We start from the raw sequence: 13506 nt of genomic DNA on the forward strand, positions 1-13506 counted from the left end.
TGAAGCGGGTATTGCATACAATGTGGCAGTACCCGAATCCCACGCTAGTTGGGGCAACTACGTACGCGAGTAAGTAGTGAGCCGTACGGGACATGACCCCAAGGCAGGAAGCCTGATGACCGTACCCACCCTCGCCTCCCCTGACCTCGAACGCCTGGCGTTCCGGGTTTCACCGGCGCCACAGCTGATCACCGGCCACCGGCGCATGCTCGACTGCAACGAGGCCTTCGCCCGGCTGTTCGGCTATACCCGCGAAGAACTGCGCGGGCACCTGACCTTGCTGCTCTACCCGTCCCATGCCGATTACCAGAGCATCGGCGAACGTAGCGAGCACTGGCTGCGCAACGGGCTGGGCGCCTTCTACTCCGACGAACGCTTCATGCAGCACCGCAATGGCGAGGTGTTCTGGGCCCGGGCCCAGGGCTTCACGCTGACGGCGGAGGATCCGTTCAAGCTGATGATCTGGCATTTCGAACGGCTCGACCGGCAGCCGGCGCCCACGGTGCAACTGACGCCGCGTGAGCGCGAGATTTCGTTGCATATCGTCAATGGGCTGACCTGCAAGGAGGTGGCGCGGCGGTTGGGGATCTCGCATCGGACGGTGGAAGTGCACCGGGCACGGCTGATGAAGAAATTGCAGGCGAAGAACAGCGCCGAGTTGGTGTCGAAGATCATTTTCATCAGCTGAATGCGGGTCATCAGCAGCCCGCAAACAGGTCTGCTTGCCTGAACGGACCTACCTTTGCAGCAGGGCCACCATCTCCTGGTATCCGCGCTGGCGGGCATGCTCCAGCGCGGTCACGCCATCCTTGTCGGCGATCCGTGGATCTGCCCCGGCCGCCAGCAGCCGGCGTACGATCTCCACATGCCGCGGGCCGCCATCGCCGAGGATCACCGCCTCGAGCAGCGCGGTCCAGTGCAGGCGGTTGAGGTGGTTCACGTCGACGCCGGCATCGATCAGCAGTTGCACGGTCTCGACGTGGCCACGCTCGGCCGCCGGGATCAGCGCGGTGCCGCCGTAGCGGTTGGTACTCCTCAGGTCGGCGCCATGGGCCAGGGTCAGGCGCAGGATGTCGTTCAGCCCGCGGGCGCCGGCATACAGGTAGGGGCTGTCGTGGATGTTGTCCTTGGCGTTGACGTCGGCCCCGGCCTCGATCAGCGCCTTGGCCACATCCACCTGGTTGGCATGGGTCGCCACCAAGAGCGCGGTCTGGCCCTGCTCGTCGCGGATGTCCGGCGGTGCGCCCTGCTCCAGCAACTGGCGCACGACTGGCGCATCACCCCGTTGGGCGGCATCGAGCAAGGCGGTGTTCATGGTCGTGGTCTCGGCATGGGTGGCAAGGCTCAGGCTCAACAGCAAGGCGGCGAACGGCAGGCGCATGGGCATCGGTTCCTTGTGCGACGAAGTTCCAATGTAGGGCCCTGGTGGTTGTAGCAGAAGTGAATTATCTGGATGCAACCCAGTGTATTTGCGCATGTTGCCGGGTACCGGCACCCATGGTAGAAGTCAGGCTTGTCATTCAGAAGCCGAATACCGAGATGTCTTCCAGCGTAAAACCGAATAGGGCCCTGTTCGACCTCGACCTGCTGCGCGCCATCGTCGTGGTGGCCGATTGCGGCAGTTTCACCACCGCCGCCGCACGGCTGCACTCCACCCAGTCGACCATCAGCCAGAAGGTCCGCCGCCTCGAAGACATGGTCGGCCACCGCCTGCTGGTGCGTGGCAACCGCGACGTGCTGCCCACCGATGCCGGGCAGACCTTGCTCGGCTATGCCCGGCACATGCTGGCCTTGAACGACCAGATGCTCGAAGCCCTGGCCGGGGCCATGGTCGGCGTCACCGTGCGCCTGGGGGTGCCGGAGGATTTCGTCGGCGGACGCACCACCAACGCGCTGTCCGCGTTCAGCCGGCGCCACCCGCAGGTCAAGCTGGAGGTTACCAGCGGCCTGTGCCGCGACCTCAGCCAGGCCTACGACAACGGCGAGCTCGACCTGGTGCTGCTCAAGCAGCGGCGCAACAGCCGCGAGGGCGTGGCCTGCTGGCCGGAGCGGTTGCAGTGGATCGACAGCGTACGCACGCCGTCCTTTGAACTCGACCCGATTCCGCTGGTGACCTTTCCGCCACGCGGGCTGTACCGCGACGACATGATCAGTGCGATCGAAGGCATGGGCCGGCGCTGGCGCATCAGCTTCACCAGTTCCAGCCTCAGCGGGATCCAGGCGGCGGTGGCCGATGGCATGGGCATCAGCCTGCTTCCTCCACGCGCGGCGCTGGCCGAGCACCGGGTGCTGGGTGCCGAGCAGGGACTGCCTGACGTGGACAGCTACGAGATCGTGATCGTGCATCGGCCGACGGCGGACGTGATGGTCAAGGCGCTGGCCGAGGTGCTGACGGAGTTGCTGGCGCTGCGGGCGATCTGATGCCGCCCTCGCGGGGCCTTGATGCGACGTACCCCGCGAGGGCGTCTTTTCATTCCCCGCAGCAGTGGGGTTTTTCCTGGGCACCGTCATAGCGATCATGATGCCGTACCCAGTCCATCGTCCCCTCCTCGTTGCGCCCCAGTGGCGCCAGGTCGAGGAAGTTGTAGGCGTTGACCAGGATGTCCAGCCCCCGGGCATAGGTGGAATAGGTATGGTACAGGCTGCCGTCGGCATCCCGGTAGAACGCGCTCAGCCCGGGCAGCTCCGCCTCGTTGCCGGCATAGGGTTCGTAGTTGTACTGGGCGCTGCCGTCGGTGGCGACACTGACCCCGAAGTCCTGGTTGAAGGGGCTGCCATGCGAGGAGAACCACGGGAAGCGCCAGCCCATGCGCTGGCGGAACGCCTGGAACTCGGCATAGGGCGCCCGCGACACCGCCACCAGCGACACGTCATGGTGGGCCAGGTGCAGGTTGGCGCCGTCGAAGTGGTCGGCGAGGAACGAACAGCCCGGACAGCCTTCGTTCCAGCCTTCGGCGAACATGAAGTGATAGACCAGCAACTGGCTGCGTCCGGCGAACAGCTCGGTCAGGCCCAGCTCGCCGTGCGGGCCGTGGAATCGATAGTCCTGTTCCACCCGCACCCAGGGCAAGGCGCGGCGGGCGGCGGCGAGTTCATCGCGTTGATGGGTGAAGGCTTTCTCGTGCAGCCAGAGCTGCTGGCGGGCGGCAAGCCACTGGCTGCGCGTGACCACGGCATGCTTGGGGATGGGATGGCTCATGGGCGTGACTCCACGCTGGGGGTTCACCAGGTGGTCGAACAGCTAGCGAATGTTTCGACAGGCCTTGTGCCGTTACCGACGGATGGTCACGCACACCGGGAAAAAGGAACCGCGGCGCCAGGGAGAGCAAACACCGCGGTCCAAGGGGGGAGCCCGTTACTGTTGGGTCACAGTCGCCGAGTTGGCATTGCCATACTGGGTGATGGTGGCGGTCTGGCTTGCGCCGCTCTGGTCGACGAACGCCTGGTTGCCGTTGCCACCCTGGGTCACGTAGGCAAGGTTGGCCACGTCGGTCTGCTTGATGGTGGCCTCGTTGCCATTGCCGTACAGCTGGTAGGTGTAGCTCTGGTTGCCACTGCCCGACTGGTCGAGGGTGATGCTGCCGCCATTGCCGGCGGCCAGGCCTTCGGCGTAGTTGGCGGTGCCGCGCTGGTCGGCGATGAGCAGGTTGTCGCTGCCGTTCTGCTCGAAGTACAGCTCGTTGTTGCTGTCGGCCTGGCGGGTTTCCATCTGGTTGCGGTTGCCGTTCTGGTCCAGCCGCGCGACCTGGGCGTTGCCTTCCTGGGTGATGTTGACGCCGTTGCCATTACCGGTCTGGTTGATCTGTGCCTGCTGCCCGACGCCGAACTGCCCACCGGATTTTTCGCCCTTCCAGTTGCTGGCCATGATCTTGTTGGCATTGCCCGCCGTGCTGATGGTCAGGCTGTGGTTGTCGCCGGTCTGGTAGGTGAAATGCAGGTTGTTGTTGCCTACCTGCGAAATACTGGTCACCGCCTGGTTGGTCTCGTACTGGTCCGACCAGCTGGCGTTGCCGCGGCCGGTCTGGCTGAGGCCGGCGCTGTTGCCCTGGCCGAAGCTCTGGTCGATGTAGCCTTCGTTGGCCTGGCCATTCTGGTACACGCTGGCCTGGCTGGCGGCCTGGTTATCCTGCCACACCTCCACCGAGTTGCCGGTGCCGTACTGGTCGATGCCGATGGTCCCGCCCAGGCCGTCGCGCTGGTCGCCATAGGCCCAGTTCTGCTTGCCCTCCTGGTAGATCGCGATATCGCCGTCCTGGTGAGTCATGTGCTCGGCGGCCGCCTGGTTGCCGGTGCCGCCCTGCATGATCACGCTCTTGTTGTTGCTGCCACCGAACAGCTGCTCGACCGTGGCGTCGTTGCCATGGCCCGATTGCAGGGTGGTGGCCTGGCTGCCCAGTTGGGTGTCCTGCCAGATGACCGAGCGGTTGCCGCTGCCCAGCTGGATCTGCAGGGACTCGTTGTTCTCGCCCACCGACTGGCTGGCGAAGGCGTCGTTGAGGCTGCCGCCGGACTGCTGGGTGATCTGGCTGCCGTTCTCGTACAGCTGCTCGGCGTAGCCGGCATTGAACGAGCCGGTGGCGCTCTGCTGGATATGGCTGGTGCTGTTGTCCTGCAGCGCCATGTGGTTGTGGTCGTGGCCGGCCTGGTCCTGCGTGGCCGAGGCGAACGGCGCCTGGCTCTGCTTGACCTCGGCGATGTTCTGGTTGCCCTGCTGGGACTGGGTCGAGATGCTGTCGTCGGCCATGGCCTGGCCGGCAAGGGCCAGGACGATGGCAGCGCTCAGGGGGGCGAGCTTGTGCATGGTGTTGCCTCCAGATCTGTCGTGTTGGGCCTAGCGGTATTGGCTGACATGGACCTGCTGGCCGTTGCCGGCCTGGGTCACGGTGCTGTTCAGCCCCGTGCCGCGCTGGTCGATGGTGGCGCTGTTGTGGTTGCCGATCTGCTCGATGGCGGCGCTGTTGTCGCTGCCGGTCTGGCGGATCGTGGCGTTGTTGCCCTGGCCCTGCTGGCTGATCGCGGCCGAAAGGTCGCTGCCTTCCTGCAGGATGTACGCTTCCTGCGCGCTCCCGGCCTGGACGATCCGGCCCAGCAGGGCCTGGCCGTTCTGGTCGAGGGCGGCGCGGTTGCCCGTGCCCAGCTGCTCGATCACCGCCACCTGGCCGGCACCGGTCGGTAGCAGGCGCAGTACCATCGGTGCGCCAAGGTCGCTGCCGGCGGCGAGGTCGGCGTTGTCCATCAGGTCGTCGGCCAGGGCCTGGCCGGTGAGGGCCAGGCTCAGCAGCAGTGGGTACAGGGCGTTCATGGCATCCCTCCGGGGTTTACTGCACCACCACGTTGACCGTGCGCGTGGTGCCCTGGCTGCTGGTCACCGTGGCGGTCGGCGCGGCGGTGGGCACCAGGGTCGTGCTGTTGCTCACCGTCAGGCGCCAGCGGCCGGTGACCGGCACGGTGGTGGTACCGAGGGTCTGCACGCCGGTGGTGGTGGTCACGCGCACGGTGATGGTGTTGCCGGTGGTCACCGAGGACGTGCCGCTGATATCCCAGTTGAAGCGGTTGTTCGAGCGCGCCGTGACCGTCGCCGCGGTGACCGCGAAGGTTTCCTGGGCCGGCCGTGGCGACACCTGCACGGTGACCGTGCCGGGCGTCGAGGTGGCGCCGATCGAGTCACGGGCGACGTAGCTGAAGCTGGTGGTGAACGCCGCGCTCACCGTGGCCGGTGGCGTGTAGGTGATCACGTTGCCGTCAGTGCTGACCGTGCCGCGCCCGGCCGGGGTCGGCTGGGTGACGCTGGCGATGGTCAGCGGCAGGTTGCCTTCCGGGTCGGTGTCGTTGGCCAGGGCGTTGATGGTCACGGGCACGCCGAGGGTGGCGACGCTGTCGGCCACCGCGCTTGGTGGACGGTTCGGCGCGACGTTGACGGTCACCGTGGCCGGGGTCGACTTCAGTCCCTTGGCGTCCTGGGCGCGGTAGCTGAAGGTCGCCACCACGGGCGCGGTGGCGCCGGTCGGCGGGGTGTAGGTCACCGCGGTGGTGCCGTTGAGCACCACGCCGCCCAGGCCGGTGCCCGGCTGGGTAAGGTCGGTGATGCTCAACGGCACGTTGCCGTCCGGGTCGCTGTCGTTGGCCAGCAGGTTGAGGGTGATCGGCACCCCGACACTGGTGCTGCCGCTGTCGGCCTGGGCCACGGGGGCCTGGTTCTCGGTTGGCACCGGGGCATTGCCGACCACCACCACCGGCTCCACGTCGATACCGCCGTGGGCCGACTTGACGGTGATGCTGGCGGGTGGCTGGGCCAGGTCGTTGACCGTCAGGCTCTGCTGCACGCCGGACTTGGACATGCGCCCGAAGCCCTGCACCAGCAGGTCGGGCACCACCACCTCATCGCTGGAGCGGGCCTCGACCAGCAGGCGCTTGGCGGCCCAGTCGTAGCGCGCGGTGGCGACCTTGACCACGTCGCTGAGCTTGCTCGACAGCGCCGTCGGCCGCGTGGTGCCGGCCGGGCTGCTGGCGGTGACCACCACCACCGAGGGTGGCACGGCCTGGCTCAGCTGCTGGCTGAAGAACAGCCCGTTGTTGTCGGCGAGCATGCTGAACTGGCACGGTGAAGGCGGCGAGCCGATCAGCGCCAGGCCGTTGCGCAGGCACAGACTGGCGCTGTTCGGCGCCTTGGCGAAGACCTCGACGCGGGTGCCGGCGGCGTTGCGCTGGTAGGTGGCGCGCTCCAGCGTCACCGGGGTCTGCTGGCGCTGGTCGAGGACCTTGCCGGAGACGGTGAAGACGTTGGTCTGGATGGTGCCCGCCGGGCCCTGGATGCGCACGAAGTTGGTGTTGTTCGGGCTGCCGGTCACCGCCTCGGTGATGTTCGGGTCGCCGACGAAGGTCTCGGTGGCGCCGGTGTCCGGGTTGACCTCGGTGTACGGGCCGCCGACGCCGCGCAGGAACGGGCCGAGGTTGCCGTTCAGGGCGCCGCTGAAGTTGCCCGGCGCGCCGATGCCGATGTCGCGGGTGATGTTGATCGCCCGTCGGCCGGCGGTGGTCACGTTGACTGTCTCGACCCCGAACGGGTGGGTGATGGTGTAGGTGCCGGTGCGCGGCACCGAGGCGCGGATGCGGATGCGGGCGAAGCTCTGCTGGTCGCCGTTGACCGGGTTCTCGGCGGCGAAGGCCGCCTCGAGGCCGGCGACATAGACCTCCAGCTCGTAGCCGCTGTTGCCCACCTGCGGGATCTCGGTCTCGGCCAGGAACCAGAACATCTCCGGCGGCCAGTTGTCCGGGAACACCAGCGGCAGGGCGTCGTCGTAGACCCCGGGCTCGGGCAGCAGCGTGCACATGTAGGCCGGGGCACCCGGCGCACCCGGTGCCCGCGAGCTGGTGGCGCGTGACTGGCACAGCTCCAGGGCAAGGTTGTTGGCGTCCTTGTACCACATCGGGTAACCCCCGGTGGCGAAGGTGTAGGGGCCGGGATCGACCTCGCTCAGGGCGGCCCAGGCCGCGCTGCTGACGGTAAGGGTGAAACCGGCGGCGCACAGCGCCCGACGCGACCAAGTATTCATGCGGCCTCCTTGAAGGCGGTGTCTGTTCATGGCACCAGCACCACGTCTTCGTTGTCGCTGCCGCCGTGGCTGCTGGTGACTTGCACCTGCGCTGGCGGGATGGGTGACAGCCCGGTGGTCAGGGACTTGACCGCGCCGTTGCCGCTCAGGTTGCCGATCAGCGCGCCGTTGCCGGTGCGGGCGGTGAGTGCGGGCGGGCTGGTCTCGTCGCTGCTGCTGGCGACCAGGGTCAGCTGGCCGCTGGCCAGGCTGTATTCGGCGCGGCTGATGGTCACCAGGTCGGTCAGCGGCATGGCGGCGCTGGTCGGCGTGCTGGTGGCGATGGCCAGGCTGTTGTCGGCGGTCACCTGCAGGGTCAGCGGCAGGGTTGGATTGAGCGCCGACTGGGCGTACCAGGCGCCGGTGCCGTTGGCCTCGCCCAGGGGCAGGCTCGGCGTCTGGCTGGTCAGGGTGACCGTGGCCGGCGCCGGCGGCGCCATGACGAATACATCCTGCTGGGCGCGCAGGTCGCCGTTGACGGTGTGCCGCGAGTAGGTGCTGCGCTGCGGGATCAACGGCGTCGGGCGGTTGACCGTGGACAGCTTGCCGGAGATGGCGAACAGCTCGGTGCGCAGGTCGATGCCGTTGGGGCCCTCGATGCGCACGAAGTTGGTGTTGAACGGGCTGCCGGTGACCGGCTCTTCCAGGTTCGGGTCGCCGATGTAGCGTTCGCTGGCGCCGGTGCCCGGGTTGGTTTCGCTGTAGGGGCCGTTGACACTGCGCAGGAACGGCCCGACGTCGCCTTTGAGCGCACCGCTGTAGTCGCCGGGAGAGCCGATGCCGATGTCGCGGGTCATGTTGATCGCCCGGCGCCCTCCTGCCGGCACGTCGAACACGTCGACGCCGTAGGGATGGGTGATGGTGTAGGTGCCGGCCACCGGCACATCGACGCGGATGCGCACCCGGGCGAAGCTGACCTGGTCGCCATCCACCGGTTCCTCGGCGGCGAAGGCCGCCTCGATGGCCGAGCCGAAGCTCAGGTCGATGCCGCGGGCGGCATCGACGATGGCGGCGTCGGCGGTGAACCAGAAGGCCTCGTCGGGGAAGTTGCTGGGGAAGACGATCGGCTGGGTGTCGTCGAACACCCCGGGGGTGGGCAGCAGCGTGCACATGTACGAAGGCGCGCCGGGAGCACCGGCGACCCGCGAACTGACCGCCTTGGACAGGCACAGGTCGAGCACTCGGCCATGGCTGTCCTGGTACCAGGCGGGGAACTTGCCGGTGGGCAAGGTATACGGGCCGCTGTCGACCGCATACAGCGCAGCCTGGGCCGGTAGCTGGAGCAGACCGGCGAAGATCGCCACGGCCAGCGGGTGGGGAGTCGGTCGGTGCATGAGTTGCTTCCTCCTGCAAACGGGCCCATGGGTTGGGGCGTCTGCAGAGGCATCGGCAACTGTTGTGCCAGGTTTCCCATGGCGTTGAGAAATGGCTCTGGAGCAAGGGTTCCAGCGTACCTGACCCGGATCCGGGGAAGTGTTGCGGATGGGCGGGTGGACCCAGCATTGGGGAATGGGGCCAGGGTGGCGAGGTATTCACCGCAAGGGCTTGTGCGCCGGTCAGATCGAGCGCTGTGCGCGTGGTGCTCAATCTGGCCGGCGTTACAAGGCGTGCAGCGAACGCCTTGAATACGCTACCTCTCGGTACGACGCTCCATCAGCGTGTGCGGCAGGACCCTGGAATACGCACCCTGGTGATAGAGCAGTGGCGAGCCACCCAAATCGTCGAAGGCCAGCACCCGGCCGAGGAGGATCCAGTGATCGCCGCCATCGATCTGCTGGAACTTCTCGCAGCGAAAACGCGCTGCGCAGCCTGGCAGCAAGGGCGCCCCACCCTCTCCGGTCTCGTGTTCGATTCCGGCGAAGCGGTCTTCGCTGGGGCGGGCAAAGGTGTTGGACAGGTCGATCTGGTCGGCGGCCAGCACGTTCACCGCGAAGTGCCCGGCAGCTTCGAACACCGCATGGCTGCCTGAGCGTTTGTCGATGCTCCAGAGCACCAGCGGCGGATCGAGGGATACCGAGTTGAAGCTGTTGGCGGTGACGCCGACCTTGCGCCCCGAGGCGTCGGCGGCGGTGATCACGGTGACGCCGGTGGCGAAGTTGCCCAGGGCGCGGCGGAAGGCGCGGCTATCGAAGGGAGTGGACATGCAAGGCTCCGTCATTGTTATCGGGCTGGGTCGGTTTGCGGGCGCGGGCTTGTCTGGTCGAGCGCTATCGCGGGGCAAGCCCGCTCCCACGTTGTTCCGTCCATGTTTATCGGTTGCAGATCAGGTCATCGCCGGGTCCGGCTCCAGCCCCATCAGCTCGCGCCCGAGGATCTGCGCGCAGACGTCGTAGTCGGTGTAGGCATGCGCGCCGGTCATGTGCGCATCGCGGAACAGCCGCTGCAGCTCGTTACCGTCGAACCAGGCGCCGCCGCCGGCCGCCTCCATCAGCCGATCCACGGCCTGGATGCACAGCTTGACCGCATAGCCCTGGTTGGTGCGCCAGTACGTCAGTTCCGTGCGGGTCGGGTATTGGTGCCGGGCGCTGTACTCGGCGATCTGCTCCCAGCTTTTTTCCAGCAGCGCCCGCGCCGCGGCGACCTGGTGGGTGGACTCGGCCAGGCGCATCAGCGCCGGGGTTGCCGCGCCGACGGCGGCGCCGGTGTAGGCGCGCACGCGGTTGCGGGTCTTGTCCCTGAAGACCTCGAGCATGCGCTCGGCGACGCCCAGGCTGACCGTGGAGAACCCGCTGGCGAAGTACGGCCGGTACGGGTTGAAGTAGATCGCGCTGTCCGAGTACAGCCCGAAACCTGCGGACTGTCCCTCCATCATGTCCCTGGCTTTCTGGATACGGTGCTCGGGCACGAAGGCGCGCTCGACGATCAGCGTGCGGCTGCCACTGGCGCGCATGCCGGCGGCGAACCAGTCGTCGCGGATCTGGTAGTCGCTGCGCGGCAGCACGGCGAAGCAGTAGTCCTGGCCGCCTTCAGGGTTGGCCCGGCGAAAGCCCATGATCGCCCACTCGGCGTGGTCGCAGCCGCTGCTCCAGCCCATCTCGCCGCTGAACAGCACACCGCCCTCGACCTCTTCGGTACGGCCGAACGGCGCAATGCTGCTACTGGCGGTGGCGTCCGGGTCACGGCCCCAGATCTCGTCCTGCAAGCGTGCCGGGAACATCGCCAGCTGATGGCTGTGGGTGCACAGCAGGCTCATCGCCCAGGCGGTGCTGGCGCAGGCACCGGCCAGCGCGGCGATGCATTCGGCGAACTGCGGCAGGCTGATTTCCAGGCCGCCGTAATGCCTGGGCAGGAAGGCCTTGTGCAGGCCGATGGCCTTGAGCGCGGCGATGTTCTCGGCGGGCACGCTGCGCTCGCGCTCGGCCTGGTCGGCGCGGGCGGCGATGGCCGGCAACAGGGGCTTGAGGTCTTCGAGCAGGGAGTTTGGCTTTTTCATGGTCTGGCTCATTGTTATTGGACCCTGGCGAACGCTGCCTGGAAGGAGCCGCTCGCTGATGAATGCCGGTTCAGTATGGGAGCCGTGGCCGAGGTGGAAAATGCAACTTCCGCACCTCGGATTGCACTTTTCGTGGCGCTTGGCAGGCAGGGTCATGGGGGCGGCATGGGCAGACAAGATCACCAGTGTGTTGCGCTTTAAGCTGGGGGAAATCGGGCCGCGACGCGGCCCATCGCGGGGCAAGCCCGCTCCCACGAAGCCCTCGGCAAACCACCCGGAGCACTGCCATGAGCGACATCGCCCTCCTCCCCAGCGTCAGCGCTTTCCTGGCCCGCGACCACGGTCTGTACATCCATGGTGTATCGGTCGCCAGCCAATCCAGCGCCCGCATCACCGTGCACAACCCAGCCAACGGCGAAGCCATCGCCCAGGTCGCCGATGCCAACCTGGCCGACGTCGAGCGCGCCGTCGAATCCTCCCGCCAGGGCTTTGCCAGCTGGTCGCGCACCAGCCCCGCCAACCGTGCCGCGGTGTTGTTCCGCCTGGCCGACCTGCTCGAGGCCAACCGCGAGGAGCTGGCCCAGCTGGAAACCCTGCAGTCGGGCAAGCTGATCGGCATCGCCCGCGCCTTCGAGGTGGAGCAAGCCGCGCACTTCCTGCGCTATTACGCCGGCTGGGCCACCAAGATCACCGGCCAGACCATCACCCCATCCCTGCCCTCCTTCGCCGGCGAACGCTACAACGCCTTCACCCTGCGCGAGCCGGTGGGCGTGGTGGTGGGCATCGTGCCGTGGAACTTCGCCACCATGATCGCCCTGTGGAAACTGGCCTCGGCCCTGACCACCGGCTGCAGCATCGTGCTCAAGCCCAGCGAGTTCACCCCGCTGACCCTGCTGCGCATCGCCGAGCTGGCCAGCGAAGCCGGCCTGCCGCCGGGCGCGCTAAATGTGCTGACCGGCGGCGGCCTGGTGGGCAAGGCGCTGGTCGAACACCCCGGCACCGACAAGGTGTCGTTCACCGGTTCCGTGCCCACCGGCATCGCCGTCGGCCAGGCGGCCATGGGCGCCAAGCTGACCCGGGCGACCCTGGAGCTGGGCGGCAAGAACGCGGTGGCGTTCCTGCCCGACGTCGCCGTCGACAAGGCGGTGGACGGCATCATCGAGGCCGGCTTCCTGCACTCTGGGCAGATCTGCGCCGCCGGCGAGCGCTTCTACGTCCATCGCTCGCGCCTCGATCCGCTGCTTGAAGCCCTGTCCCAGCGCCTGGGTCAGCTGAAGATCGGCTCGCCCCTGGACGAAACCACCCAGTTCGGCCCGGTAGCCAACAAGCCGCACCAGCAGAAGCTCGGCGAGCTGTTCGCCACCGCCCGTGCCGAGGGCAACCGCATCGTCCATGGCGGTCGCCTCGGCGACGGCCCGGGCTGCTTCGTCGAGCCCACCGTCATCCTCGCCAACAACGCGGGCGACACCCTGCTCAACCAGGAAACCTTCGGCCCGGTGGCGACCTTCCTGCCCTACGACCACGAGGACGAACTGATCCACCTGATGAACGCCTCGCCCTACGGCCTGAGCGCGAGCCTGTGGACCAACGACCTGGGCAAGGCCATGCGCCTGATCCCGCAAATCCAGGCCGGGACCCTGTGGGTCAACATGCACACCCTGCTCGACCCGGCGGTGCCGTTCGGCGGCATCAAGGCCTCGGGTGTCGGCCGCGAGTTCGGCTCGGCGTTCATCGACGACTTCACCGAGCTGAAGTCGGTGATGATCCGCTACTGACCATGACCCGCGCCAACCACGACCTGGGCCGCTACTGCCTGCAGGCCTTCAGCCAGCAGGTACCGGCCTCGCTGGCGGCGTTCTATCGCATCGATGCCGGGCAGCAGGCCTGCGACTTCCTGTTGCAGGACCTGCAGGCACCGATGCATGCCCGCTACCTCGAGCACTACCGGGCTTTCGACCCGCTGCAGCCCGGGCGCTGCCTGGCCATCGGCCGCCCGGTGGTGTCGCTGCGCCAGGGCCTGGACTGCCTGCCCGAAGCGCAGGGCCAGACCTACCGGCGTTTCCTCGCGCAGCATCAGGTAGTGGACGTGGTCGAGATCATCGCCCAGGCCGATGGCCGCCCCGTGGCCGGCGTCTCGCTGCTGCGCTGCGCCAGCCTCGGAGAGTTTCGCGGCGACGAACTCGAACGCCTATTGCCCCTGCACGGACTGATGCAGCTCGCCGTGGCCAGCCAGCCGCAGGCGAGCGCGCCCGCACCCGTCGAACTGACGCCACGGGAACGGCAGATCGCCGAGCTGCTGCGCCAAGGCAGCAGCAACAAGCTGATCGCCCGCGCCCTGGGCGTCGGCCTGCCGACGGTGAAGACCCACCTGATCAACCTGTTCCGCAAGCTCGGCGTGCGCAACCGCACCGAGCTGGTAGCCAGCCTCTACCTGTGACTCAACCTTCCGGTTGATACCGCCGCCCGGCGCGCCATTGCACC

At 67.5% G+C, this 13506-nt stretch carries 11 protein-coding genes and 1 pseudogene; 4 read left to right on the forward strand and 8 right to left on the reverse strand.

From position 1 onward, the window contains the following. The first annotated feature begins 115 nt into the window (after positions 1-115). Positions 116-688, forward strand: a complete 573-nt coding sequence (locus HU735_RS14050) for a LuxR C-terminal-related transcriptional regulator (RefSeq protein WP_186713984.1) — start codon at positions 116-118, stop codon at positions 686-688. A gap of 48 nt (positions 689-736) precedes the next feature. Here HU735_RS14050 and HU735_RS14055 read toward each other — a convergent pair whose 3' ends face one another. Further along, positions 737-1381 (reverse strand): ankyrin repeat domain-containing protein, encoded by a 645-nt coding sequence (locus HU735_RS14055; RefSeq protein ID WP_186713985.1) that lies wholly within the window; start codon positions 1379-1381, stop codon positions 737-739. Between the two features lie 158 nt (positions 1382-1539). Here HU735_RS14055 and HU735_RS14060 point away from each other — a divergent pair, with 158 nt between their 5' ends. Beyond that, positions 1540-2421 carry a LysR substrate-binding domain-containing protein gene (locus HU735_RS14060; RefSeq protein WP_186713986.1) on the forward strand — a complete coding sequence of 294 codons (882 nt, stop codon included), beginning with the start codon at positions 1540-1542 and terminating at the stop codon, positions 2419-2421. Between the two features lie 49 nt (positions 2422-2470). Here the strand turns inward: HU735_RS14060 and HU735_RS14065 are convergent, their stop codons facing one another. The 7 genes and pseudogenes from HU735_RS14065 to HU735_RS14095 form a co-directional block, all read right to left on the reverse strand. Further along, on the reverse strand, positions 2471-3199 hold the full coding sequence (locus tag HU735_RS14065) for a thioredoxin family protein (protein WP_186713987.1): 729 nt from the start codon (positions 3197-3199) through the stop codon (positions 2471-2473). Positions 3200-3355: 156 nt separating this feature from the next. Further along, entirely contained in the window at positions 3356-4801 is a 1446-nt protein-coding gene (locus HU735_RS14070) for a curlin (protein WP_186713988.1), read from the reverse strand. Positions 4802-4831: 30 nt separating this feature from the next. Continuing rightward, positions 4832-5302 (reverse strand): curlin, encoded by a 471-nt coding sequence (locus HU735_RS14075; protein ID WP_186713989.1) that lies wholly within the window; start codon positions 5300-5302, stop codon positions 4832-4834. 16 nt (positions 5303-5318) lie between these two features. Next, the gene (locus tag HU735_RS14080; protein ID WP_186713990.1) at positions 5319-7553 is read right to left on the reverse strand and encodes an Ig-like domain-containing protein; all 2235 of its coding nucleotides are present in this window, start codon (positions 7551-7553) and stop codon (positions 5319-5321) included. A 26-nt stretch (positions 7554-7579) separates the two neighbouring features. Beyond that, entirely contained in the window at positions 7580-8926 is a 1347-nt protein-coding gene (locus HU735_RS14085; protein WP_186713991.1) for a hypothetical protein, read from the reverse strand. Positions 8927-9228: 302 nt separating this feature from the next. Further along, positions 9229-9735, reverse strand: a pseudogene (locus HU735_RS14090) (flavin reductase family protein); the annotation flags it as partial. Between the two features lie 120 nt (positions 9736-9855). After that, positions 9856-11025: a p-hydroxyphenylacetate 3-hydroxylase oxygenase component gene (locus HU735_RS14095; RefSeq protein WP_186713992.1), complete on the reverse strand. Its 1170-nt coding sequence runs from the start codon at positions 11023-11025 to the stop codon at positions 9856-9858. A 287-nt stretch (positions 11026-11312) separates the two neighbouring features. Here HU735_RS14095 and HU735_RS14100 point away from each other — a divergent pair, with 287 nt between their 5' ends. Together HU735_RS14100 and HU735_RS14105 are read left to right on the forward strand one after the other, a co-directional pair. Further along, complete coding sequence (locus HU735_RS14100; protein ID WP_186713993.1) at positions 11313-12800, forward strand: aldehyde dehydrogenase family protein; 1488 nt, start codon at positions 11313-11315, stop codon at positions 12798-12800. A gap of 2 nt (positions 12801-12802) precedes the next feature. After that, complete coding sequence (locus HU735_RS14105) at positions 12803-13462, forward strand: helix-turn-helix transcriptional regulator (RefSeq protein ID WP_186713994.1); 660 nt, start codon at positions 12803-12805, stop codon at positions 13460-13462. The last annotated feature ends 44 nt before the right edge of the window (positions 13463-13506 follow it).

It is taken from the genome of Pseudomonas sp. BW16M2 (assembly GCF_014268865.1).
Lineage (GTDB): Bacteria > Pseudomonadota > Gammaproteobacteria > Pseudomonadales > Pseudomonadaceae > Aquipseudomonas > Aquipseudomonas peradeniyensis.